Raw genomic sequence first — 22,963 nt, 5'->3', positions numbered from 1 at the left:
GCCCCTCGCGCCCTCAGCGCAGGGTGAAGTCGATGTCATCCCCCGCATGGGCATCGTGGTAGGTGGCGAGATCCAGCTCCTTCTCGCTGCGGGCGATGAGCACGGAGACCAGGATGTCGCCGGAGACGTTGACCGTGGTGCGCGCCATGTCGAGGATCCGGTCTATGCCGGCGATGAGCGCCACCCCTTCCAGTGGCAGTCCCACGGCAGTGAGGGTCAGGGTCAGCAGCATCAGCCCGGTACCGGGTGTGCCCGCCGTGCCGATGCTGGCCAGCGTGACGATGCTGATGATGGTCAGGTAGTCCACCAGATGCAGATCCACCCCGAAGGCCTGGGCCACGAACAGGGCGGTGACTCCCTGATAGAGGGCGGTGCCATCCATGTTGATGGTGGCGCCGATGGGCAGCACCTTGGCGGTGATGGCGGGGGAGACCCCGAGCCTGCGTTCGGCGCAGGCCAGGCTGATGGGCAGGGTGCTGTTGCTTGAACTGCTGGTGAAGGCCACCGCCTGGGCATCGACGATGCTCTTGAAGTAGTGCAACGGGTTGAGGCGCGCCATCAGGAGCAGCAGGCTGCTGTAGACGCCGAGCACGTGGAGCAGGCAGCCGAGGTAGACGGCGCCGATCACCTTGAGCAGCGGCAACAGCAGGCTGACGCCGTACTTGCCGGTCATCCAGGCCATCAGGGCGCAGACGCCATAGGGGGCCAGGGCCATCACCATCTGGGTCAGCTTGAACATGCCCTCCGCCAGGGAGGTAAAGAACAGGATGGCGGGGCGGCCGCGTCGTCCGGTGGCGTTGAGAGCGAGAGCGAGGGCCACGGCGAACACGATCACCTGCAATATCTTGCCATCGCCCATGGCCTGCACCGGGTTGCGCGGCACCAGGTGGCTCAGCACGCTGGCCAGGGTAGGTTGCTGCGCCATGGCGCCCCGTTCATAAGGACCCATATTGGCGCCCATGCCCGGCTCCAGCAGCCAGCCCATCATCAGGCCGATGCAGATGGCGACGGCGGTGGAGCAGAGATAGAAGCCGATGGCCTTGCCGGCGATGCGGTCGAGCCGCTTGCCCTTGAGCAGGGCGGTGAGGCCTGCCAGGACGGAACAGAAGATGAGGGGCACCATCAGCATCTGGATGGTGTTGACGAACAGGACGCCGATGGGCTTGAGCAGCAGGGCCTGCTCGCTGAAGCAGAGCCCCAGACCTATCCCGGTCAGCATGCCGAGCAGAGTCTTCAACCAGAGCGGGCGACGGGTCCAGATCCGCCAGGGTTTGAAGACCAATCCATGGAACAGCATGACGCCAATGTCCTTATTTCTGTCTGCGGTGGCAAAAAGGGGCGACAGTGTAGCCATCCCCCCGTCAGGTTGCCACATTATCGACAAAGCGGCGCTCACGACCAGCCCGCTGGCGTTAAAAAAGGCGTTTTGTTGGCCTATATCAAGAACCCTCTCCGGGCTTCCGGCTTTAATTGTCATCTGACATGATGATTAAAGAGGTTCGAGATGCCCCAATCGATACACGGTCACGAAGTGATGGAGATGATGCTGGAGCAGGAGAGTCCGTTTACCCGGGCCAGCCTCAGGGCGGCGATCGCCTCGCGCTTCGGTGCCGAGGCCCGGTTCCACACCTGCAGCGCCAGCGAGATGGACGCCGACGCCCTGATCGACTTCCTGGCCAGGCGCGGCAAGTTCATCGACTCGGAGTCAGGGTTCCAGACCCGCGCCGACAAGATCTGCAACCACGGATGATCGCCAGTGGCGAGCGCGGTGGGGCGCTCGCCGAATCCCGCCACCTTTGTTATATTTCGCCCTCCTTCCCCTCTTGTTGAAAGGTTCTGCCCGGGCGCTCTATGGACACATTCTCCGCTGCCGTCATGCTGTTTCTGATCATGGATCCGCTGGGCAACCTGCCGGTCTTCCTCTCCATCCTGCGCCATGTCGACCCCAAGCGTCGACGCAAGGTAATGCTGCGGGAGCTGTTGTTTTCACTGGTGATCATGATGGGCTTCCTGTTCGCCGGTCAGCAGATCCTGAGCTTCCTCAACCTGCGTCAGGAGGCGGTCAGCATCGCGGGGGGCATCATCCTCTTCCTCATCGCCATCAAGATGATCTTCCCGAGCCCCGGTGGCGTGACCGGGCTGGCGGCGGGGGAGGAGCCCTTCCTGGTGCCCATGGCCATCCCCATGATTGCGGGCCCCTCCATCCTGGCTTCCCTGCTGCTTCTGGCCAACCAGGAGCCGACCCGGATGGTGGACTGGTCATTGGCCCTGCTGATGGCCTGGGGGGCCAGCGCCGTGATCCTGATGTTCTACGAGCTGTTCAACAAGCTGCTGGGTGAGCGAGGACTCACCGCGGTGGAGCGGCTGATGGGCATGCTGCTGGTGATGATCTCGGTGCAGATGCTGCTGGACGGGGTACACCACTATCTGGCGGTGACGGGTCAGAACTGACGGGGCGAATGCTGATGTCAACGTGAAACGGGGCTTCTTGAGCCCCGTTTTTTTTGCGCGTCAGGCGGCAGCGGCCGGGTCGTCCACCGAGGTTTCCAGCTTGCCCATGATGAGGGCGAGCAGGGTCTCCCGCAGCCAGCGATGGCCCGGATCCTCCTCGTGGCGCTGATGCCAGATGAGCAGGTGGGAGATGCTGTCCAGGGCGATGGGCAGCGGCAGCGGCACCAGGGGATAGACCTGGGTCGCGTGGCGGGCATAGAGCCGGGAGAGGGTCACTATCATGTCAGAGTGCATGCCCATGCGCAGGGCCGCCTCGAAGGAGGGCACGGTCGCCTCGATCCGGCGATAGAGATCCTGCTCCGCCAGCTTGTGATCCAGCATCCAGCGATCCCGCCCCTCGCAGTAGGTCTGCACGTGGGGGTAGGCGAGGTAACGGGCGAGATCCCACTCGGGCTCCTGCAAGGCAGGGTGATCCCGCTGCACCAGGCAGGTGAGATCGTCGATGGTGAGCAGCCGCTGGCAGATGGCGTTGGGCAGGGTGTCGAGGCGAAAATCCGAATTGATGCAGTTCTCCCGCACCGTGAAGGCGATATCCACCTGGCCCTGGCTCATCTCGGTCAGGCTGTGCTCGGTCCACTCCTCGTAGCGCAGGCGGATGCCAGGGGCCTGACGCTTCAGCTCGCTCAGGTAGAGGGGGGCAAACAGGGTGAAGGCGCTGTCCATGCTGGCGATGACGAACTCCCGCTCCGTGCTGGCGGGATCGAAGTCCGGCGGCTGGATCAGGTTGTCCAGGGAGAGCAGTATGGGTTGTAGCTGCTGCTGGAGATCCAGGGCGCGGGGAGTGGGATCCATCCCGTAGGCCGAGCGCACGAACAGGGGATCGTCAAAGGTCTCCCGCAACCGTCCGAGGGCCTTGCTGACGGCGGACTGGCTCAGGTGCAAGCGGCGTGCAGCCCGGCTGCCGTTGCGCTCTTCCAGCAAGACTTGCAGGATTATCAACAAATTAAGGTCTATGCGTGCAAGCTGTTCCAGCAACATGATATGAATCCTCTTCAATTCCTAGATGAATATATACCATTTGTTTTCATATCTTGGCGATCCTATGCTCGACGGGTCTCTCGCCCTGGTGGCGGCTGGTACAGGATGTAGCGGTTGAGGGGACAAGTAGCACCGACTCATACGGCGGCCCATGGTCGCCGTATTTTTTTGCGCCTCGTCGCCGTTTTTGCGCGATTTTTTCGCCAACTTGCACCTGCCTTGATTTTGCCCAACAATCGGTACGCTTTCTTTTGATACAACCTCCAGGTATCTAACAGTCAGGAGTCTCCCTATGGGACTGGGTGGCATTCATATCTGGCATCTGCTGATCCTGCTCGTGGTCGTCGTCGTGGTGTTTGGCAGCAAACGCCTGGCTGGCGCCGGTGAGGATCTGGGCACTGCCATCAGGGATTTTCGCAACGCCTTGCGCGACGATGACAATATCCGGAATAAGTAGGAGTGAACGTATGTCTGTAGACGAGAAAGTGGAACTGAACGAGACCTGTGACAGTTGCGGCTGTTTCGCCGAAATTGGCACCATCATCGGCGAAGGTGACGACGTCATGGAGCTGGTGATCGAGGCTGCTGCAGAAGTCGACGCCCGCGAGAAATTTGCGGCTTACGAGGCGCTGGCCAAGCAGGTCACTGCCGAAGCCAAAAGCAGCAGCGAGCTGAGCCGGGGCCCGGATGGCGTGATCCTGAAGGCCCGCCTGCAATTCACCTGCACCGCCGAGAAGCTGATCTTCGAGATGCGCGCCCGCTCCCTCTGAGATCGTGATGACACGGCAGGCTTGCCTGCCGTCTTGCTCTGCCCCTCGCTTTTTCCCTCCCTTTGCGTTGTATAGTGAGTTATCCCACGGACGATCCGTTTTCCGTCCGGCATGCGCCGATCGGCAGAAGATCCCGCGACGCCCCATGACTTGGCGCAGGCGCCTTCTCTGACAGACCCGACGGTGCGCACCGGCCCACAGCGAGGTGGTTAAATCATGATGCGGCGATGGATCTGGGCCCTGCTGGCTCTCTGCTCTCTCCCTCTGCTGGCGGCGGATCTCAAGCCGCAGTTGCTGCCCCAGGCCGGTGATCTCGAACACATCCTGCAAAAAAAAGAGCTCAGGGCCCTGGTGGTCTATGAGCGGGGGTTTTTCTTTTTCGACAAGGGAGCCCAGTACGGCATCCTGGTCAATCAGCTTCAGGGATTCGAGCGTTGGTTGAACCAGACCTACCTGGCCAAGGAGAAGCTCAAGCTCAAGATCATTTATATCCCGGTGCGCCAGGACAAGCTGCTGGACTATCTGGCCGAGGGGCGCGGGGATCTGGTGGCCGCCAACCTGACGGTCACCCCCACCCGGCGCGAGCAGGTGACCTTCTCCCAGCCGCTGATCGCCCCCATCGAGGAGTGGGTGGTGAGCCAGCGGGATCTCCCTGCCTTCAATCGCATCACCCAGCTGTCCGGCCGGCGGATCTGGGTGCGAGCCAGCTCCAGTTATTTCGAGAGCCTGCACCAGCTCAACTGGCTGTTTCGGGAGCTGGGGTTGCCCCCGGTCTACATCGAGACGGTTCCCGAATACCTGCAGGATGGGGACCTGCTGGAGATGGTGTCAGCCGGGATCATTCCGCTGACGGTCACCGACAGCTTCAAGGGGCGGATCTGGCTCGACATGATTGGCGGCCTCAAGGCCCACAGGCTGATTCCGCTGCGGGACAAGGGGCGCAGCGCCTGGGCCCTGCGCAACAACAGCCCGGAGCTGCTCAAGGCGGTGAACGCCTACATCTCGGAGTCGAGCAAGCGGACCCTCTACAGTGACATGACATTGCGCCGCCTGCTGGCGCAGAGCGACCGCATGAGCAACATACTGGCGCCGGACCCGCTGGGGCGACTGTCGACCATTCGCAAGGTACTGGAGGCCCAGGCGGACAAGTATCAGCTGGACTGGCTGATGCTGGCCGCGCTGGCTTACAAGGAGTCGGGGCTCAATCCCAATGTCGGCTCTCACCGGGGGGCCGTCGGCATCATGCAATTGCTGCCGAGCACCGGCAAGGAGGTGGGGATCCGAGGCGCCAGACTCACCAGTCTGGAGGGCAATGTGGAGGCGGCCTGTCGCTACATGCGGCTCATCCTGGACACCTACTTCAATGATCCCGGGATGGACAGGCTCAATCGCCATCTGTTCGCCCTGGCCGCCTACAATGCGGGTCCGAACCGGGTCCAGGCATTGCAGGCCAAGGCGGCCGACAAGGGGCTGGATCCGAACGTCTGGTTCGGCAATGTGGAGCAGCTGGTGGCCAACGACGTGGGCCAGGGGCCCATCAACTACGTTGGCACCATCTACAAATACTACGTGGCCTACCGTTTCAGCCTGCCCCAGCTGGAGGGCAAGTCAGAGGCCATCGAGGCGGTGCAGCCCTGAGCCTGTCAATGCTGGCCGGGGAGGGGATCCTCGTGATGCTGCGCAAGGGGTTCCCAGCCCAGATCCCGGTGCTGCTGGTACCAGGGCATCAACAGCCTGGCCGGGGTGGGATCCGGTTGGCTGGCATGAGGTCTCTGACTGAGGGAGGGGTGGTCGCGCAGTTCCATCATCGGCTCCTTGACACTGGGCTATCGGGGCGGTTGTCTGGGTTATGCCACCACCAGATGACAGGGAGATGACCCTTGATCCCCGCCGACTTTGCCTTGCTCGCCGATCCCGGCGCCGCCCTGAAGGCCCGATGCCAGTTGATCCGCCAGGCTCGCCACCGGATCCTCGCCCAGTATTACAGCTGGGAAGAGGACGGCAGCGGCAAGCTGCTGCTGGCGGAGCTGGTGCGGGCGGCCCGGCGCGGAGTGGTAGTGCAACTGCTCATCGATGATCTCTACGGCGGGGAGAACCGCTTTCTGGAGGCGGTGGCGGCGGAACCGGGCATCGAGGTGCGCCTGTTCAACCCCTTCTGGCTGCGGGGCTGGCGTCCCCTTACCTTGCTACTGGAAGGGGTGCTGAGCTTTCGCCGCATCAATCACCGGATGCACAACAAGCTGCTGCTGGTGGATGGCAGCCAGGCGGTGATCGGCGGGCGCAATATTGGTGATCGTTACTTCGGGCTGGGGATGCCGCCTCACTTCATCGACCTGGATCTGGTCTGCCGCGGCCCCCTCTGTCAGCAGGCCGAGCAGGGGTTCGCGCTGTTCTGGCACAGTCGCTGGAGCCACCCGGTCCGTCGCCTGTTGAGACGCCCCTTGCTGCCAGCCGAAACCCGGGCCCTGAACGATTTCCTGCTGACCCTGACCGACCCCGCCATGGCGGCCGCCTATGATCTGCCGGCCACTCTGTTTGATGAGTGCCCCGTTCCCCTTTGCTGGCATCCCGGGCGAGGGCAGTGCTGGTTCGATCGCCCCGGCAAGGGGCTGGTCGCCCGGCCGACCACGGCGCCCCTGCTGGGACGCATGCTGGCGAGCAATCAGGGGGCCCTGAGGTTGGTGAGCCCTTACCTGATCCTGACACGGGGGCTGCGTCGCCGGCTCAAGGGGCAGCGACGGCAGGGGGTCGACATCGAGATCCTGACCAACTCCCTGGCCAGCACGGACGTGCCCCTGGTCTATGGCGCCTATCGACGTCACCGCCCCTGGCTCGAGTGTCAGGGGGTCACCCTGTTCGAGCTGACGACGGAGGCGTTCAGTCTGCATGCCAAGCTGATCCTGATGGGGAAGGAGGAGGCGCTGCTCGGCAGTTTCAACCTGGATCCCCGCTCCCTGATGCTCAACACCGAGTTGATGCTGCACCTCCATAGCCCGAGGTTGTGCGACGAGTTGCAGCAACTCATTGATGGCTGGTTGCAGCAGGCCGTGCACCCGGTGGCGGCGTCCCCCTCTGCATGGCGGCGCCTGCTGGCGCAATTGAGCGATTGGTTACCTTTGCACCGTTGGTTGTGAGTGGGATCCGCCTTGTGCGAGATCTCGCAAAGCCTTGTGCGCCTTCGAGGATAACGTTTGCCATCCAAAGACGGGACTGGATTGTATAGTATTGTTTTTAATCGATTTATATTAAGAGCGGAGTAACAATCCAGGGGCCTCGACTGCATAGAGGTGCGTGTAGAACGGTTTTTTATTTTATTTAACTGCGTAGTATCTCGAGTGCAAGGACAAACACGGCGGCTGGTCTGCCGTGTGGGTGACGGCAACAGGGGAAATGGGCCAACCGGATTGCTCCGGCAGGCGAGGCGGATCGGGAGCGGAAACCCGTGATGCCAGACAGACCCCCGTGGTTGCGGGAGCCCAATATGGAACATGCTATTTGCGAGGGGGTGACATGCGAATGTTGCCCCATTTTTTTAGGCTATGTCCCAATTACGTGTTGCATCGGGTGCCCTAGCGCCTCATGCAAACACATCTTGGTATTTACCTCCCTGCCGTAACGTTCCAGCATCCTGCGCCAGCCCAGATAATTCCTCAGGTAGTGGGTTGCGACTCCATGGAATCGTTCCATCCACTCCTTCAACCGCCGGTGATATCCGTTCACATGCTGGATGTGGTATGCCCCAATGACTCGCTCACCTCGACGGTTGTACACCACCTGATGTGTTATGCCCCGCGCTTGGCTGAAACTGGCATACACCCCTGCACCATCACTGCAGAGCACTGCATCGGGCGCGATGAGTGGCTGCAACACCGCTTTCACCGTCTGCGCATCCAGCCTTTCCAGCTGAAAGTCGGCTTGATGGCCCGCCCTGTCCTGCACCACCATCACCGGGATGTAATCCCGCCCGGTCCCCCGGGTACGCCCTTTCCCGCCACGATGTCTTGCCGGACGAGGCAACCCTCGCTGCCCCTTGAACGATTCGAGGAAGAAGGTTTCATCCACTTCCACAATGCCTTCTTCCCGTGTTGCCTGGTGGTTTGCCATCGCCTTCAGGAAGCGGTGACGCCACAAGAAGGCGGTGTTCTTGCAAACACCGCAGCGGACGGCGGCCTGGCGGACAGTGAGCCCGTCGATGAGAGCCTGGGCGTAGTCCTCCCAATGCTCAGCCTTACGTAATCTGGCCAAAGGCGTCTTGGTGAGGAGGGAGCTGGTTCGCCGACACTGCTTACAACGGTAACGACGCAGCCCACGGCTCCAGCCCCAGGAGGCCAGCTGGGTGGCATCCGCCTGGCAGTGGGGACAGCCGCAGCATGTGGGTAACTGGGCATGGAGGGACGTAATCGGGTGTGGAGCGGCTAGCTCATGCTGAGCGACACGGCGCTGACGCAGAGTAAGTAATGGAAAGAGGGACAACAGGTGTTGGAAGGCTGGCGTATCCATGATGAAGGTCCTCGCGGTGATGACCTACTTCCAGATTAGCCTTCCAACACATAATTGGGACAGCGCCTTTTTTTATGCCCGCCGTCCGTTTGCCCAATCAAAAAGACCGCCTGCTGGCGGTCTTTTGCGTGATGTCTCGGCGATCAGGCGAGGCCCGCCAGCAGACGACTCCAGTTGCGCTTGGCAACGAGGAAACCGTCTCGCAACGTGCGGTACTCCAGTTGCAGCCTGAGCCTGTCGTAGCGTGCGAGGGCTGTGCGCTTGCGCTGCTCCAGCAGTGACTTGCGGCTGGCATAGTAGTGCTGGATCTGCAGGCTCAGCTTGTCGTACTCCTCCTGCAGCAGTGCCTGCCAGCGTTCCCTGTCGTCCTGTTTGTGCACTCTGGCCTGGGCGCGCTTGAGTTGCATCTCCAGCCTGGCCTGTTCGATGCGTTCCTCCGGGCAGGATCTCAGGTCTTTGGCGAGCCCGCACCAGGCGGCGGTGCGGATCAGCCACTTGGTGGGATCGAACTGCCACCACTGAATACCGTTGCGGTAGTCGTTCTCGAACAGGTGATGGAAGTTGTGATAGCCCTCGCCAAAGGTGAAGAAGGCCAGGATGCCGTTGTCCCGGGCGCTGTTGCGATCCGTGAACGGCTGGCTGCCCCAGATGTGGGCCAGGGAGTTGATGAAGAAGGTGGTGTGATGGGTCATCACCATGCGCAGCACCCCGGCCAGCAACATCATGCCGAGCAGATCCCCGTGCAGGAGGCCGAGCAGCAGCGGAATGCCGATGTTGGTGACCAGAGCCAGGGCCAGATAGTGCCTGTGCTGGAAGGCGACCACGGGGTTGTTTTGCAGGTCGCGCACATTGCTGTAGTCGTGGTAGGTATCGCGCTGGTATTCCCGCAGCATCCAGCCGATGTGGGAGTACCAGAAGCCGCGACCCGCACTGTAGGGATCCTTCTGGTTGTCATCCACGTGGCGGTGGTGGCGGCGATGATCCGAGGACCAGTGCAGCGCCGAGTTCTGCAGGGCGAGCGCGCCTCCGATGGCGAAGATCCATTGCAGGGCCGGGTGCGCCTTGTAGGCCTTGTGGGACCAGAGCCTGTGGTAGCCGGCGGTGATGGAGATGCCGCAATAGCAGAACAGCAGCAGGAAGCAGAGCCACTGCCAGAGGTCGTAGCCCTGGCTCAGTCCATACCAGGGGACCGCTATCAGTGCCGTCAGCCCGGAGAGGGCGAACAGCAGGGTGTTGGTCATGATGATCGGGGGGCGGTCCATTTCACTCGGCTCCTTTCAGCGAACAGCTGTTCACTATTCTCCATTGAGCCGGAATGCGGGTCAATGGTAAAAAAGTCGGAGACAAACCTGATCCCGGCCCCGCCTTCGGGTTATCATCTGGCCTCGCTAATCTCAAGGTGACTGTTTTCGTGGGTATTCGCGCGCAACAAAAAGAAAAAACCCGGCGTACGCTGATCGAGGCGGCGTTCAGTCAACTCTGCGCCAACCGCAGTTTCTCCAACCTCAGCCTGCGGGAAGTGGCCAGAGAGGCGGGCATAGCGCCGACCTCCTTCTATCGCCACTTTCGGGACATGGAAGAGCTGGGGCTGACGCTGGTGGACGAGGGAGGGCTGACCCTGCGCCAACTGATGCGCCAGGCGCGCCAGCGCATTGCCGGTGGTGGCAGCGTCATCAGCACCTCGGTGCAGACCTTCATGGAATTCGTCGAAAACAACCCGAACATCTTCCGGCTACTGCTGCGCGAGCGCTCCGGCACCTCGGCTGCATTCCGTCAGGCGGTGGCTCGGGAGATCCAGCACTTCATCGCCGAGCTGACCGATTATCTGGAAGCCACCACGCAGGCGCCACGGGAAGAGGCCTATATCCAGGCGGAGGCCATGGTGACCATCGTCTTCAGCGCCGGTGCAGACGCCCTCGACATGACTCCGGAAGAGTGCAAGGCACTGTCGGAGCGCACCATCAGCCAGTTGCGGATGATCGCCATGGGCGCCGAGGTGCAGAACCGCAAGCGCCACGAATCTCTCACATAACGCAAGGATGGACAGCCTCATGCATGAACCGAACGCGATTCCGAAGAAGCCCCTGGTGCTGGCCCTGCTGATCGGTATCTGTGGCGATGCCTTCCTGTCGGCCTTGACGGAGTCGGTCGTCCCCTTCTCCTTCTACCCCCTCATCGCCCTGTTGCTGGCGGCCAGCCAGCTCTATCAGCACTATCGCCATGAGCCCATGGTGGGCAACACACCCAGCTGCATTCTGCTCTGCTTCTTTATCGGCGTGTTCGGCCATTCTGCCCTGGTCAAGGTGCAGTACCCCGAGCTTGGCAGCAACTTCTTCTCCCTCATTGCCATGCTGCTGCTGCTCGCCGCTCTCTCCATCAAGCTGGGAATCAGCCTCGGAAAAACGCAAAAGGAGTGACGAATCACTCCTTCTGGTCGGGCCGGGGGTGGCCTAGTCGGCCCTGGGGGGAGTCTCTCCCTTCTTCCTGGCGTCTATGATGGCCTGCAGCTTGGTGCGGATATCCATCATGCCGAACACCCCGAAGATCAGCACCTGGGTGAATTCGAGACGAGTGACCGCGAAGTAGGGTTTGCAGGCCGCCTTGATCATGCTGGCCTGTACCCAGTGCATCAATATCACGATGACGCCGCACACCGGCAGAAAGCCGTTCAGTTTGCCCGGCAGGGTGCCCAGCAGGGCGAGTGCCACACCGAACCAGAAGAACAGCAGCACCCCCATCGCCAACAGATTAAACACCCGCTTCATCGTTTACCTCCCGTACATAGAGTTGATAGCAGGCCTGATGTGATCGACCTGCTTGTCCTTGAGCCGTTGTCCAAATTGACGGAGAAGGGGACTGTGCCCATCTCCCCTTTAAACCGCTGCGTCATGCTTGGTGTCCCGCAGATAGAGCTGATAGCAGACCTGACCAGCCTGCTTGTCCTTGAGTAGTTTCCAGCTGGCGGGCAGCGCCAGATCGGCCATCTCTTTTTCCCGCTCCAGATAGATGAGGGCATCGGATGCCAGCCAGCCGCGTTGCTCCAGCAGCTCGCACACTTGGGGCAGCAGCTCGCGACGAAACGGTGGGTCCAGAAAGACCAGATCGAAGGGGGTGGCCGTGCCTTGCAGCCAGCTCACGGCATCAGCCTGGATCACCTGCCCCTGGCTGCTGCCCAGGGTCGTCAGGTTCTTCTTGAGCTGGTCGGCGGCGCCTCTGTCCATCTCGATCAGGGTGACCTGTTCGGCATAGCGGGACAAGGCTTCCAGCCCCAGCCCGCCGCTGCCGGCGAACAGATCCAGGCAGCGGGTACCGCGCACGTGGGGAGCCAGCCAGTTGAAGATGGTCTCCTTGACGCGATCCGTGGTGGGTCTGAGCCCTTCCACATCCCTGACGGGGAGTTTGCGCCCCTTCCATTGACCGCTGATGATTCGTACCACGCCCGCTCGCCCCTGGGGGGCCGGGCTCTTGCTCGGGCTGTTACGGCTGGATTTCACTCTGGGCATCGCGTTTCGTCGTCAGAAAATAAAGTGATAGTATAAGGCGGTTCATTTTTATGCCGACCCGCCGAGGGACGGCTATCTTAGCAGTCAGCCTTTGATGTGAGTATTTTTAGATGGCAAAAGGTTTGTTTTCCTGGTTGGGTTTCGGCCGCAAGAAAGAAGAGGCTGAGGTCGTTCTATCGCAGGCGCCCGACGCTACCCCGGCGGTAGTCGAGTCGGAGGCAGCTGCTGTTCCCGCGCCTGTCGCCGATGTTGCCCCGGCTGATGCCCCCGCCGCCAAGCCCGAAGCGACGCTGAGCGGCCCTGACGAAGGCCCCCTGGTTGTGGAAGAGCCGGAGGGCGAGCTTGAGCCCGTCATCGTCAATGAGGCCTTGATCGCCACCGAAGCTCAGGTCGCAGACGAAGCCATTGTTGCCGCCGAGGCTCGCGCTGCGGAAGCCCGTGCCGCAGAAGAAGCCCGTATTGCCGCCGAGGCTCGTGCAGCAGAAGAAGCTCGTGTTGCCGCCGAAGCCCGCGCTGCGGAAGAGGCCCGTATTGCCGCCGAAGCTCGCGCCGCGGAAGAAGCCCGTATTGCCGCCGAAGCCCGCGCCGCGGAAGAAGCCCGTATTGCCGCCGAAGCCCGCGCCGCAGAAGAAGCCCGTGTTGCCGCCGAAGCCCGTGCCGCGGAAGAAGCTCGTATTGCTGCCGAAGCCCGCGCTGCGGAAGAAGCTCGTCTTGCCGCCGAAGCCCGCGCCGCAGAAGAAGCCCGTGTGGCCGCCGAAGCCCGCGCTGCGGAAGAAGCTCGTATTGCTGCCGAGGCACGCGCCGCAGAAGAGGCTCGCATCGCTGCCGAAGCCCGTGCAGCAGAAGAAGCTCGTATTGCCGCCGAAGCTCGCGCTGCGGAAGAGGCTCGTATTGCCGCCGAAGCTCAGGCTGCCGAGGAAGCTCGTGTCGCCAAAGAGGCCCAGCGAGCGGAAGATTTGCGTCTGGTCGCCGCGATGGAGGCTGAGGCCGCCGCTCTGGCCGCTCTGCCACTGGCCGCCAAGGTGGACGACGACACTCAGGAGAAGCCGCAGCGGGAGGGCTTCTTTGCCCGCCTCAAGCGCAGCCTGGTGCGTACCAGGGAGAATATCGGTTCCGGTTTCTTCGGCCTGTTCAGCGGCAAGAAGATCGATGACGATCTGTTCGAAGAGCTGGAGACTCAGCTGCTGACCGCCGATCTTGGCGTCGACACCACCACCCGCATCATCGAGGGGCTGGTACAGCACGCGGACCGCAAGCAGCTCAAGGATGCCGAGGCGCTCTACGGTCTGCTCAAACAGGACATGGGCGAGATGCTGGCCAAGGTCGAGCAGCCCCTGGTGATCGACACCAGCAAGAAGCCTTACGTCATCCTGATGGTCGGTGTGAACGGCGTCGGCAAGACCACCACCATCGGCAAACTGGCCAAGCAGTTCCAGGCCGAGGGCAAGAGCGTGATGCTGGCCGCTGGCGATACCTTCCGTGCCGCTGCGGTCGAGCAGCTGCAGGTGTGGGGTCAGCGCAACAACATTCCGGTGATTGCCCAACACACCGGTGCAGACTCCGCCTCCGTCATCTATGACGCCATTGAGGCTGCCCGCTCCCGCGGGGCTGATGTGCTGATCGCCGATACCGCCGGCCGCCTGCAGAACAAGAGCAACCTGATGGAGGAGCTCAAGAAGGTGGTGCGGGTGATGAAGAAGCTGGACGATGCGGCACCCCACGAGATCATGCTGACTCTGGACGCAGGCACCGGCCAGAACGCATTGAGCCAGGCCAAGCTGTTCAGCGAGGCGGTGGGCCTGACCGGCATTACCCTCACCAAGCTGGACGGCACTGCCAAGGGGGGGGTCATCTTCGCGGTGGCCGACAAGTTCCAGATCCCGATCCGCTACATCGGGGTGGGCGAGGGGATCGACGATCTGCGCCCGTTCGTCGCCAACGATTTTATCGAGGCGCTCTTCAGCCGCGAAGAATAAATCCGGCTGACATGAGTCGGCCCGGCCGTGACAAGCATGTGTTCCATACCCCGACTCCGGTCGGGGTATGTCACTATGAGGGCGTAGGCATGGCTCATCCGGGCAAGGATGACATGTGGCATGGTTGTGACCGGTGTTGTCATCCAGGTGTTGTGCCGGTACGGGGGAGTGAGCGCCCCATGCTTTATCCCGGTCGGGGTTTGTCAATCTCAGGGAACCGTTATGATTCGTTTTGACAAGGTCAGCAAGGTCTACAGTGGCGGTCATCAAGCGCTGCAAAAGGTCAGTTTTCACCTGCGCAAGGGGGAGATGGCCTTCCTGACCGGCCATTCGGGGGCGGGCAAGAGTACCCTCCTCAAGCTCATCAGCGTGATGGAACGGCCGACCGACGGCCGCGTCTTCTTCCACGGCGATGACGTCAGCCACATCCAGCGCAGTCAGATCCCCTACGTGCGCCGCCAGATCGGCATGATCTTCCAGGATCACCGCCTGCTGATGGATCGTACCGTGTTCGACAACGTCGCCCTACCCCTGGTGATCGATGGCTACAGCCATGGGGACATCAACAAGCGGGTGGCGGCGGCGCTGGACAAGGTCGGGCTGCTCGGCAAGGAGCGCTACCAGCCGCGCATGCTCTCCGGTGGTGAGCAGCAACGGGTCGGCATCGCCCGCGCCATCGTCAACAAGCCCCCCCTGCTGCTGGCGGACGAGCCGACCGGCAATCTGGATCCCCAGCTTTCCATGGACATCATGCGCCTGTTCGAGGAGTTCAACCGCTTCGGCGTCTCCGTGCTGATTGCCACTCACGATCTGGGGCTGATCGCCCGGATGCGCTACCGCACCCTGACCCTCAAGGCGGGTCGCATGTATTCGTCCGGGGAGGATCGCTGATGGCTATTGTTCGTCATAAACAGCCGCCGTTGCGTCGCTTGATGATGTATGGCGTGGATCACGTGCGCCAGGCCTTTGCCAGCCTGGGTGAGCTGTGGCGCAACCCGCTCGCCTCCCTGATGACCCTGGCGGTGCTTGGCGTGAGTCTGGCGCTGCCTTCCTGTTTCCACGTATTGCTGAAGAATGCCGAAGTGGTGGAGGGGAGCTGGCAGACCAGCTCCCAGATCTCTCTCTATCTGCGCAAGGACCTGCCGGAGCAGAGCATCCTCGACATGAAGCAGCGGATCCTGCTCTATCCGGAAGTGGAGTCCGTCACTTATATGAACCGTGACGAGGCGCTCAGGGAATTTCGGGAGATCTCCGGTTTCGGTGATGCCCTGGATTATCTGGACAGCAACCCGCTGCCGCCGGTGCTGAGCGTGATCCCGGATCCGCGCTGGCAGAATCCGGAAGGGGCCGCCGAGCTGCTTGCCAAGCTGGAGAACGAGCCCGGTATCGAGCAGGGCAAGCTGGATCTGCAGTGGTTGACCCGGTTGCAGGGGATCATGAACCTGCTGCGCCACACCATTACAGGTATCGCGGTGTTGCTGCTTTCCGCTGTGTTGCTGATCGTGGGCAACACCCTGCGCCTGAACATTCTGAACCAGCGTTCCGAGATTGAAGTGCTCAAGCTGGTGGGCGCGACCGATGCCTTCATCCACCGTCCCTTCCTCTATACGGGCATCTGGTTCGGGGTCATCGGCGGCATGCTGGCCTGGTGGCTGACCGAGGTAATGGTGATCTGGAGCGAGGGGGTGGTGAAGGAGCTGGCGGGGCTCTACAACAGCAACTTCCGTCTGGTGGGGATGGGGGCGTTCGACGGCTTCAATCTCATACTGCTGGGCGCCCTGCTGGGGTTGATCGCCTCCTGGTTCTCGGTGCACAGGCACATTCGCGACATAGAACCGTCCTGATTAATTTGTCAGCATTTTAAAGCGCTGGATTTTGCGAACTGGATCAAGTAAAAGAGTGGCCCGTTTCTGGCACGGGCCACTTTCTCAGAGTAATCTGAATTGTGTCTGCGTCGAGGATCATATGTGGATCCTCTGAACCTTTTGATTTATCAATGGTCTACTGACTGCAGCAGAATGAATACGGGTATGGCCCCTATGCCTTGCTCGTCTGACTTGGCAAGCATGTGAAGGTTGCGAGCTCCGCAACAATGGACTTAGCATGCTACTTTTCAGGGGTCCTTTACTGTGACCCCTTTTTTTTGACTGTTCATTTATGATTCATGCCGTCAGCCTAAGATAGGCCGGGTTCATGCTGGGGTGATGTATGATGCAGCACGCAGAATGATACCTGGTCGGTAGACACGTCTTCTCAGGGTGTTAGACTGATTCGATTGAAAAGTAAGAGGTAGAACATGGGAACTTCATTGCAACGCACTATGGCTCTGATTCCGCAAGGTAGTCTGGAAGGCTATATCCAGGCCGTCAACTCGATCCCTGTGCTGAGCGCAGAGGAAGAGCGCGAACTGGCGATGCGTCTGCAGCAGGATGGCGATCTCGAAGCTGCACGCCAGCTCGTTATGTCGCACCTGCGTTTTGTCGTTCACGTGGCCAAGAGCTACTCTGGCTATGGCCTGCCTCAGGCCGATCTGGTGCAGGAAGGCAACATCGGCCTGATGAAAGCCGTCAAACGCTTCGACCCGAGCGTGGGCGTGCGTCTGGTCTCCTTCGCCGTACACTGGATCAAGGCCGAAATCCACGAATATGTGTTGCGCAACTGGCGCATGGTCAAGGTGGCGACCACCAAGGCCCAGCGCAAGCTGTTCTTCAACCTGCGCAAGTCCAAGAAGCGTCTGGGCTGGCTGAACCACGAAGAGGTGCAGGCCGTGGCTGCCGACCTCGGGGTATCCGCTGCCGACGTCACCGAGATGGAAGCGCGCATGAGCAATTACGATCAGGCTTTCGATCTGGTCGGTGACGATGAAGACGAGGGTGGTTTCGCGCCGGTGCACTATCTGGAAGACAAATCTTCCGATCTCGCCGCGAACATCGAGAACGACAACTGGGACAGCCATGCCACCCGTCGTCTGAGTGCGGCCATGGCGACCCTGGACGAGCGCAGCCAGCACATCATCCGTGCCCGCTGGCTCGATGACGAGAGCAAGACCACCCTGCAGGAGCTGGCCGATACTTACGGCGTCTCGGCCGAGCGGGTGCGCCAGCTTGAGAAAAACGCGCTCAAGAAGCTGAAAGATGCCATGGATGCCTGACGGCCTCCTCCGGTAAGAAGCAGGGCCTGATGGCCCTGTTTTTGTTTTGCGGGGATCTGGTCGGCCTTGCCTTGGTTACCCTTGTGTATGGTATGTTGCCGCCACTGCCACAGTAGGGAGAGCAGAAGTGAAACTGTTGAACGACTTGTTTACCAACAACCGCGAGTGGGCGGAACGGATCAAGGCCGAGGATCCCAATTTCTTCGCTACCCTGTCCGCCCAGCAGGCACCCGAGTACCTCTGGATCGGCTGTTCCGACAGCCGGGTTCCCGCCAACCAGCTGATGGGGCTCTTGCCGGGGGACGTCTTTGTCCACCGCAACGTCGCCAACCTGGTGGTGCACACCGATTTCAACTGCCTCTCGGTGCTGCAATACGCGGTGGAGGTGCTCAAGGTGAAGCACATCATCGTCTGCGGCCACTATGGCTGCGGTGGCGTCAAGGCTGCGATGCAGAACCAGGAGCTGGGTCTCATCGACAACTGGCTGCGCAACATCAAGGACGTCTACTTCAAATACGGCGAACAGCTCGAAGCCATCGAGGATGAGCACGAGCGCTTCGACTACCTGTGCGAGCTGAACGTGGCCGAGCAGGTCGCCAACGTCTGTCACACCACCATCATCCAGAATGCCTGGCGCAAGGGGCAGGAGCTGGCGGTGCACGGCTGGATCTACGGCATCAAGGATGGCCTGCTGCACGATCTCGATCTCTGCATCAGCGGCCCTGACCAGATCCCTGACGTCTATCGCGCCTGGCCGGACATGCGTCCGCCCCATCGTCGCCGCTGAGGACCATCCGGTGGCTCCTGCGCTCTACCTTCAGATAAAGCAGCACATCCTGGACGGGATCCGCGAACGCCACTATCAGGCGGGCGACCGGATCCCGACCGAGGCCGCCCTGTGCGAGCAGTTTGCCGTGAGCCGCATGACGGTGAACAAGGCGCTGCGTGAGCTGGTGGCCGAAGGCTGGCTGGTGCGCACCGCCGGATCCGGCAGTTTCGTGGCCGACAGGCGTACCGAGTCGCCGCTCCTGGCGATTCGCAATATTGCAGACGAGATCGCCGAGCGGGGCAGCGAGTACAGCGCGCGGGTGATCCGGCTGCAACGTCAGGCCGCCGACGAGAAAGTAGCGGTACGTCTGGGCCTGCGGGTCGGGGCGCCCACCTTTCACAGCCTCATCGTCCATCAGGCCGATGGGGAGCCGCTGCAACTGGAGGAGCGCTTCGTCGATGCCGAGCGACTGCCCGGTTATGGCGAGCAGGATTTCACCCAGCAGACGCCAAACAGCTATCTGATGGAGATCTGCCCCCTCTCCGAGATGGAGCACGTGGTAGAAGCCGTGTTGCCGAGTGCTGGTGAAGCCGGACTGCTGCAAGTGAGGGTCGACACCCCCTGCCTGCTGCTGCACCGGCGCACCTGGTCAGACGGCTGTCTGGTCTCCTATGCCAGATTGCTGTCGCCGGGTTCCCGCTACAAGCTGAGCTCCAAGACGCGTCTCGCATAGTTGTATATACAAATTAAGCATTTAAAAGCCCACCTCTCGGTGGGCTTTTTTGTGCTTACACTCTAATAAAGCCGCTGTTATCAAGATGTGAATTTGATCCTTCCTTTCTTTTCAGAGATCGGTTATAAATTATTGTATATACATTTAGAGGTCGGTATGAACAAGGAACTGTTGAACTGCGAGCGGGTCTGGCTCAACGTGACACCCGCCACCCTGCGCCCCGATCTGGCGGACTACGGCCTGCTGGAGCCCCATGCCCTTGGCGTGCGGGATGGCAAGATCCACGCTCTGGTCCCCATGCAGGATCTCAAGGGCCCCTATGCCGCCTCCTGGCAGGACATGAAGGGGAAGCTGGTCACCCCCGGTCTTATCGATTGTCACACCCACCTCATCTTCGCCGGCAGCCGCGCCGAAGAGTTCGAGCTGCGCCAGAAGGGGGTCCCCTATGCGGAGATTGCCCGCAAGGGGGGCGGTATCATCAGCACGGTGCGCGCCACCCGGGCAGCCAGCGAGGAGCGGCTCTATGAGCTGGCGTTGCCGCGGATCAAGTCCCTGATCCGGGAAGGGGTCACCACAGTCGAAATCAAGTCCGGCTACGGCCTCACCCTGGAAGACGAGCTCAAGATGTTGCGGGTGGCCCGTCGTCTGGGAGAGACGCAGCCCATCCGGGTCAAGACCACGCTGCTGGCGGCCCATGCGGTGCCGCCGGAGTATCGCGACGATCCAGACTCCTGGGTCGAGACCATCTGCCAGGAGATCATCCCGGCGGCGGCCGAGGCAGGTCTCGCGGATGCGGTGGATGTCTTCTGCGAACACATCGGCTTCTCCCTTGCCCAGACCGAGCAAGTCTATCTGGCGGCGGATCAGTACAACCTCGCGGTGAAAGGGCACATGGATCAGCTCTCCAACCTGGGGGGCAGCACGCTCGCCGCCCACTTCGGCGCCCTCTCGGTGGATCATCTGGAATATCTGGATCAGGACGGGATCCAGGCGCTGGCCCACCGTGGCGTGGTCGCCACCCTGCTGCCCACCGCTTTCTATTTCCTCAAGGAGACCAAGCTGCCCCCGATCGCCGCCTTGCGCAAGGCGGGGGTACCCATGGCTGTCTCCTCCGACATCAACCCGGGCACGGCTCCCATCGTTTCCCTGCGCATGGCCATGAACATGGCCTGCACCCTGTTTGGCCTGACCCCGGTGGAGGCCATGGCCGGGGTGACCCGCCACGCCGCCAGGGCGCTTGGCGAGCAGGAACGGCTGGGGCAGCTCAAGGTCGGCATGCTGGCGGATTTCCTTGTCTGGAACTGCGGCCATCCGGCCGAGCTCAGCTACCTCATCGGTGTCGATCAGCTGGTGAGCCGTGTGGTCAACGGGGAGGAGACCCTTCATGGATAAGTTCAACGGGATCGACATGTCGGTCTGGCAGGGGCGTCAGGATCCCGAAGACGGTGAGTTGGCCCTGCGCTGGCACGATAGGGTGCAACCCTGGCAGGAGAATCGCGAACCCGGCGTGGTGCTGCTCGGCTTTGCCTGTGACGAAGGGGTCCGCCGCAACAAGGGACGAGTAGGCGCGGCCGGTGCACCGCTGGCGGTGCGCAAGCTGCTGACCAACACGGCCTGGCATCTGGGCGCCCCCGTCTATGACGGCGGGGATCTGGCCTGTGAGGACGGCGATCTCGATGCCGCCCACGGGCGCTTGGCCGAGCGGGTCGCGAGTGCGCTGGATCAGGGGCACTTCCCCCTGGTGCTGGGAGGCGGCCACGAGGTGGCGTTTGGCAGCTGGAGCGGCCTGAACCGTCATCTTGGCGGCGAAGGGCGGGTCGGGATCATCAATTTCGACGCCCACTTCGATCTGCGCATGAAACAGGAGCAGGCGAGCTCGGGCACCCCCTTCTTCCAGATTGCCCAGCAATGCGCCGCCCAGGGCACCCCCTTTCACTATGCCTGTCTCGGGGTGGCCGAAACCGCCAATACCGCGGCGCTCTTTGCCCGCGCCGAGGCGCTGGGAGTCTGGCACGTGCTGGACGAGGCGATGACGCAGACCGAGCTGCCAGCCTTGCTAGGCGGGCTGGATGCCTTCATCGCCCGTTGCGACCACCTCTATCTCACCATCGATCTCGACGTGCTGCCGGCGGCGGTGATGCCGGGAGTGAGCGCTCCCGCCGCTCGCGGCGTGGAGCTGGCGGTCATCGAACCGCTCATCGCCCATATCCGGGCCAGCGGCAAGCTCAGGCTCGCCGATCTGGCCGAGTACAACCCGAACCTGGATCAGGACAACCGCAGTGCCCGCGTGGCTGCGCGCCTGGTTCACCAGTTGACCAAGTAGTGGCGCACCGCGCCGCCTGACTGCATCGCTAAACAAGGAGTGTCTATGTCTGTACAACACCAGGATCCCCGCCACGATCCGAGCCGCGTGATCCGTGCTCCCCACGGCACCCAGCTGACCGCCAAGAGCTGGCTCACCGAAGCGCCACTGCGGATGCTGATGAACAACCTGGATCCGGATGTTGCCGAGCATCCCCAGTCCCTGGTGGTGTACGGCGGCATCGGCCGCGCCGCCCGCAACTGGGCCTGCTATGACAAGATCGTCGAGGTGCTGACCCGGCTCGAGGACGATCAGACCCTGCTGGTGCAATCCGGCAAGCCGGTCGGGGTGTTCCAGACCCACAAGGATGCGCCGCGGGTGCTCATCGCCAACTCCAACCTGGTGCCCCACTGGGCCAACTGGGAGCACTTCAACGAGCTCGATAAAAAGGGTTTGATGATGTACGGCCAGATGACCGCTGGTTCCTGGATCTACATCGGCACCCAGGGCATCGTGCAGGGCACCTACGAGACCTTCTTCGCGGTGGCCAACCAGCACTTCAACGGCGAGCCCAAGGGGCGCTGGATCCTGACCGGGGGCCTGGGTGGCATGGGCGGTGCCCAGCCGCTGGCCGCCACCATGGCCGGCTTCTCCATGATCGCGGTGGAGTGCGACGAGACCCGCATCGACTTCCGTCTCAAGACCCGCTACGTCGACAAGAAGGCCCACAGCCTGGATGAGGCGCTGGCCATGGTCGAGGAGGCCAAACGCAGCGGCACCGCCGTCTCCGTCGGCCTGCTCGGCAACGCCGCCGACGTCTTCGCCGAGCTGGTGGCTCGCGGCATCACGCCGGACGTGGTGACCGACCAGACCTCCGCCCATGACCCGGTACACGGCTACCTGCCCCAGGGCTGGAGCGTGGCCCAATGGCGCGATCTACAAAAGAGTGCACCGGACGAGGTCAACGTGGCGGCTCGCCGCTCCATGGCCCGTCAGGTCGAAGCCATGCTGACCCTGCAATCCCGCGGCGCCGCCACGCTCGATTACGGCAACAACATCCGCCAGATGGCGCTGGAAGAGGGGGTCAAGAATGCCTTCGACTTCCCGGGCTTCGTGCCGGCCTATATCCGCCCGCTGTTCTGCGAGGGCATTGGCCCGTTCCGCTGGGTGGCCCTCTCCGGTGATCCGGAAGACATCTACAAGACCGACCAGAAGGTGAAGGAGCTGATCCCGGACGATCCCCACCTGCACAACTGGCTCGACATGGCCCGCGAGCGCATCGCCTTCCAGGGCCTGCCGGCGCGGATCTGCTGGGTTGGCGTCAAGGATCGGGTGCGCCTGGGCCTGGCCTTCAATGAGATGGTGAAGAATGGCGAGCTGAAGGCTCCGGTCGTCATCGGCCGTGACCACCTTGACTCCGGCTCGGTGGCGAGCCCGAACCGCGAGACCGAATCCATGATGGATGGTTCCGACGCCGTTTCCGACTGGCCGCTGCTCAACGCCCTGCTCAACACCGCCGGCGGTGCGACCTGGGTTTCCCTGCACCACGGTGGCGGTGTGGGCATGGGCTTCTCCCAGCACTCCGGCGTGGTGATCGTCTGTGACGGCACCGACGATGCCGCCAAGCGGGTCGGCCGCGTGCTGCGCAACGACCCGGCCACCGGGGTGATGCGTCACGCCGACGCCGGCTACGAGATTGCCATCAACTGTGCCGTTGATGCGAAACTGGATCTGCCGATGATCGACGCCACCGGCAAAGGGGTGAAATAA

Annotated in this window: 24 protein-coding genes; 17 read left to right on the top strand and 7 right to left on the bottom strand. The window is 62.0% G+C overall.

Annotation, left to right across the window (positions count from 1 at the left end; genetic code table 11):
• Nucleotides 1-13: 13 nt before the first annotated feature.
• Entirely contained in the window at nt 14-1,297 is a 1,284-nt protein-coding gene (locus PG892_RS05580; protein WP_042881904.1) for a dicarboxylate/amino acid:cation symporter, read from the bottom strand.
• Nucleotides 1,298-1,504: 207 nt separating this feature from the next.
• Between PG892_RS05580 and PG892_RS05575 the strand changes: the two genes are divergently transcribed.
• Complete coding sequence (locus PG892_RS05575; protein WP_045522984.1) at nt 1,505-1,750, top strand: YecH family metal-binding protein; 246 nt, start codon at nt 1,505-1,507, stop codon at nt 1,748-1,750.
• 101 nt (nt 1,751-1,851) lie between these two features.
• A complete protein-coding gene (locus PG892_RS05570) occupies nt 1,852-2,451 on the top strand; it encodes a YhgN family NAAT transporter (protein ID WP_010672590.1) in 600 nt (199 codons plus the stop codon).
• 60 nt (nt 2,452-2,511) lie between these two features.
• Here the strand turns inward: PG892_RS05570 and PG892_RS05565 are convergent, their stop codons facing one another.
• On the bottom strand, nt 2,512-3,489 hold the full coding sequence (locus tag PG892_RS05565; RefSeq protein ID WP_041214292.1) for a LysR substrate-binding domain-containing protein: 978 nt from the start codon (nt 3,487-3,489) through the stop codon (nt 2,512-2,514).
• Nucleotides 3,490-3,781: 292 nt separating this feature from the next.
• Here PG892_RS05565 and tatA point away from each other — a divergent pair, with 292 nt between their 5' ends.
• The 3 genes from tatA (at nt 3,782) to PG892_RS05550 (ending at nt 5,897) form a co-directional block, all read left to right on the top strand.
• The gene (gene tatA / locus PG892_RS05560) at nt 3,782-3,946 is read left to right on the top strand and encodes a twin-arginine translocase TatA/TatE family subunit (protein WP_010672592.1); all 165 of its coding nucleotides are present in this window, start codon (nt 3,782-3,784) and stop codon (nt 3,944-3,946) included.
• A 10-nt stretch (nt 3,947-3,956) separates the two neighbouring features.
• Complete coding sequence (locus PG892_RS05555) at nt 3,957-4,259, top strand: YfcZ/YiiS family protein (RefSeq protein ID WP_124813490.1); 303 nt, start codon at nt 3,957-3,959, stop codon at nt 4,257-4,259.
• A 216-nt stretch (nt 4,260-4,475) separates the two neighbouring features.
• Nucleotides 4,476-5,897 carry a lytic transglycosylase F gene (locus PG892_RS05550; protein ID WP_042015292.1) on the top strand — a complete coding sequence of 474 codons (1,422 nt, stop codon included), beginning with the start codon at nt 4,476-4,478 and terminating at the stop codon, nt 5,895-5,897.
• A gap of 5 nt (nt 5,898-5,902) precedes the next feature.
• Here PG892_RS05550 and PG892_RS05545 read toward each other — a convergent pair whose 3' ends face one another.
• Nucleotides 5,903-6,064: a hypothetical protein gene (locus PG892_RS05545; protein ID WP_010672595.1), complete on the bottom strand. Its 162-nt coding sequence runs from the start codon at nt 6,062-6,064 to the stop codon at nt 5,903-5,905.
• A 75-nt stretch (nt 6,065-6,139) separates the two neighbouring features.
• Here PG892_RS05545 and PG892_RS05540 point away from each other — a divergent pair, with 75 nt between their 5' ends.
• Complete coding sequence (locus PG892_RS05540; protein ID WP_270825211.1) at nt 6,140-7,393, top strand: phospholipase D-like domain-containing protein; 1,254 nt, start codon at nt 6,140-6,142, stop codon at nt 7,391-7,393.
• Between the two features lie 403 nt (nt 7,394-7,796).
• Here PG892_RS05540 and PG892_RS05535 read toward each other — a convergent pair whose 3' ends face one another.
• Both PG892_RS05535 and PG892_RS05530 read right to left on the bottom strand, forming a co-directional pair.
• Entirely contained in the window at nt 7,797-8,759 is a 963-nt protein-coding gene (locus PG892_RS05535; RefSeq protein WP_180898764.1) for an IS1595 family transposase, read from the bottom strand.
• 143 nt (nt 8,760-8,902) lie between these two features.
• The gene (locus tag PG892_RS05530) at nt 8,903-10,021 is read right to left on the bottom strand and encodes a fatty acid desaturase (RefSeq protein WP_039040410.1); all 1,119 of its coding nucleotides are present in this window, start codon (nt 10,019-10,021) and stop codon (nt 8,903-8,905) included.
• Between the two features lie 149 nt (nt 10,022-10,170).
• Between PG892_RS05530 and fabR the strand changes: the two genes are divergently transcribed.
• Together fabR and PG892_RS05520 are read left to right on the top strand one after the other, a co-directional pair.
• Nucleotides 10,171-10,791 (top strand): HTH-type transcriptional repressor FabR, encoded by a 621-nt coding sequence (fabR, locus tag PG892_RS05525; protein WP_010672598.1) that lies wholly within the window; start codon nt 10,171-10,173, stop codon nt 10,789-10,791.
• Between the two features lie 19 nt (nt 10,792-10,810).
• Nucleotides 10,811-11,176, top strand: a complete 366-nt coding sequence (locus tag PG892_RS05520; RefSeq protein WP_010672599.1) for a YijD family membrane protein — start codon at nt 10,811-10,813, stop codon at nt 11,174-11,176.
• A gap of 33 nt (nt 11,177-11,209) precedes the next feature.
• Here the strand turns inward: PG892_RS05520 and PG892_RS05515 are convergent, their stop codons facing one another.
• Complete coding sequence (locus tag PG892_RS05515) at nt 11,210-11,524, bottom strand: DUF1145 domain-containing protein (protein WP_010672600.1); 315 nt, start codon at nt 11,522-11,524, stop codon at nt 11,210-11,212.
• Nucleotides 11,525-11,632: 108 nt separating this feature from the next.
• The gene (gene rsmD / locus PG892_RS05510) at nt 11,633-12,262 is read right to left on the bottom strand and encodes a 16S rRNA (guanine(966)-N(2))-methyltransferase RsmD (protein WP_109422015.1); all 630 of its coding nucleotides are present in this window, start codon (nt 12,260-12,262) and stop codon (nt 11,633-11,635) included.
• Nucleotides 12,263-12,372: 110 nt separating this feature from the next.
• On the opposite strand from rsmD, the gene ftsY reads away from it, so the two are divergent.
• From ftsY to hutU, 9 genes are all read left to right on the top strand, one after another.
• Nucleotides 12,373-14,238, top strand: a complete 1,866-nt coding sequence (gene ftsY / locus PG892_RS05505; protein ID WP_270825210.1) for a signal recognition particle-docking protein FtsY — start codon at nt 12,373-12,375, stop codon at nt 14,236-14,238.
• Nucleotides 14,239-14,460: 222 nt separating this feature from the next.
• Complete coding sequence (gene ftsE, locus PG892_RS05500; protein ID WP_010672603.1) at nt 14,461-15,129, top strand: cell division ATP-binding protein FtsE; 669 nt, start codon at nt 14,461-14,463, stop codon at nt 15,127-15,129.
• Nucleotides 15,129-16,082, top strand: coding sequence for a permease-like cell division protein FtsX (gene ftsX, locus PG892_RS05495; RefSeq protein WP_029313524.1), 954 nt, complete (start codon nt 15,129-15,131; stop codon nt 16,080-16,082). The genes ftsE and ftsX overlap by 1 nt, the downstream gene beginning before the upstream one ends.
• A 452-nt stretch (nt 16,083-16,534) precedes the next feature.
• Nucleotides 16,535-17,389, top strand: coding sequence for an RNA polymerase sigma factor RpoH (gene rpoH / locus PG892_RS05490; protein ID WP_029313526.1), 855 nt, complete (start codon nt 16,535-16,537; stop codon nt 17,387-17,389).
• A gap of 127 nt (nt 17,390-17,516) precedes the next feature.
• Entirely contained in the window at nt 17,517-18,176 is a 660-nt protein-coding gene (gene can, locus PG892_RS05485) for a carbonate dehydratase (protein WP_010672606.1), read from the top strand.
• A 10-nt stretch (nt 18,177-18,186) separates the two neighbouring features.
• A complete protein-coding gene (hutC, locus tag PG892_RS05480; RefSeq protein WP_041212197.1) occupies nt 18,187-18,891 on the top strand; it encodes a histidine utilization repressor in 705 nt (234 codons plus the stop codon).
• Between the two features lie 156 nt (nt 18,892-19,047).
• On the top strand, nt 19,048-20,283 hold the full coding sequence (gene hutI / locus PG892_RS05475; protein ID WP_010672608.1) for an imidazolonepropionase: 1,236 nt from the start codon (nt 19,048-19,050) through the stop codon (nt 20,281-20,283).
• Entirely contained in the window at nt 20,276-21,214 is a 939-nt protein-coding gene (gene hutG / locus PG892_RS05470; RefSeq protein ID WP_270825209.1) for a formimidoylglutamase, read from the top strand. Before hutI ends, hutG begins: the two co-directional genes overlap by 8 nt.
• A gap of 45 nt (nt 21,215-21,259) precedes the next feature.
• Nucleotides 21,260-22,963 (top strand): urocanate hydratase, encoded by a 1,704-nt coding sequence (gene hutU / locus PG892_RS05465; RefSeq protein WP_257712228.1) that lies wholly within the window; start codon nt 21,260-21,262, stop codon nt 22,961-22,963.

Source organism: Aeromonas sp. QDB68, from assembly GCF_027707405.1.
GTDB lineage: Bacteria > Pseudomonadota > Gammaproteobacteria > Enterobacterales > Aeromonadaceae > Aeromonas > Aeromonas caviae.
This window is presented reverse-complemented; position numbering and strand designations above follow the sequence as displayed.

Coding starts and splice junctions, on each gene's coding strand:
- hutU (WP_257712228.1), top strand. CDS start 21,260: ATGTCTGTACAACACCAGGATCCCCGCCACGATCCGAGCCGCGTGATC.
- PG892_RS05530 (WP_039040410.1), bottom strand. CDS start 10,021: ATGGACCGCCCCCCGATCATCATGACCAACACCCTGCTGTTCGCCCTC.
- PG892_RS05520 (WP_010672599.1), top strand. CDS start 10,811: ATGCATGAACCGAACGCGATTCCGAAGAAGCCCCTGGTGCTGGCCCTG.
- PG892_RS05545 (WP_010672595.1), bottom strand. CDS start 6,064: ATGGAACTGCGCGACCACCCCTCCCTCAGTCAGAGACCTCATGCCAGC.
- rpoH (WP_029313526.1), top strand. CDS start 16,535: ATGGGAACTTCATTGCAACGCACTATGGCTCTGATTCCGCAAGGTAGT.
- PG892_RS05550 (WP_042015292.1), top strand. CDS start 4,476: ATGATGCGGCGATGGATCTGGGCCCTGCTGGCTCTCTGCTCTCTCCCT.
- PG892_RS05580 (WP_042881904.1), bottom strand. CDS start 1,297: ATGCTGTTCCATGGATTGGTCTTCAAACCCTGGCGGATCTGGACCCGT.
- PG892_RS05535 (WP_180898764.1), bottom strand. CDS start 8,759: ATGGATACGCCAGCCTTCCAACACCTGTTGTCCCTCTTTCCATTACTT.
- PG892_RS05565 (WP_041214292.1), bottom strand. CDS start 3,489: ATGTTGCTGGAACAGCTTGCACGCATAGACCTTAATTTGTTGATAATC.
- PG892_RS05575 (WP_045522984.1), top strand. CDS start 1,505: ATGCCCCAATCGATACACGGTCACGAAGTGATGGAGATGATGCTGGAG.
- hutG (WP_270825209.1), top strand. CDS start 20,276: ATGGATAAGTTCAACGGGATCGACATGTCGGTCTGGCAGGGGCGTCAG.
- ftsE (WP_010672603.1), top strand. CDS start 14,461: ATGATTCGTTTTGACAAGGTCAGCAAGGTCTACAGTGGCGGTCATCAA.
- ftsX (WP_029313524.1), top strand. CDS start 15,129: ATGGCTATTGTTCGTCATAAACAGCCGCCGTTGCGTCGCTTGATGATG.
- PG892_RS05555 (WP_124813490.1), top strand. CDS start 3,957: ATGTCTGTAGACGAGAAAGTGGAACTGAACGAGACCTGTGACAGTTGC.
- PG892_RS05515 (WP_010672600.1), bottom strand. CDS start 11,524: ATGAAGCGGGTGTTTAATCTGTTGGCGATGGGGGTGCTGCTGTTCTTC.
- rsmD (WP_109422015.1), bottom strand. CDS start 12,262: ATGCCCAGAGTGAAATCCAGCCGTAACAGCCCGAGCAAGAGCCCGGCC.
- ftsY (WP_270825210.1), top strand. CDS start 12,373: ATGGCAAAAGGTTTGTTTTCCTGGTTGGGTTTCGGCCGCAAGAAAGAA.
- PG892_RS05570 (WP_010672590.1), top strand. CDS start 1,852: ATGGACACATTCTCCGCTGCCGTCATGCTGTTTCTGATCATGGATCCG.
- tatA (WP_010672592.1), top strand. CDS start 3,782: ATGGGACTGGGTGGCATTCATATCTGGCATCTGCTGATCCTGCTCGTG.
- hutI (WP_010672608.1), top strand. CDS start 19,048: ATGAACAAGGAACTGTTGAACTGCGAGCGGGTCTGGCTCAACGTGACA.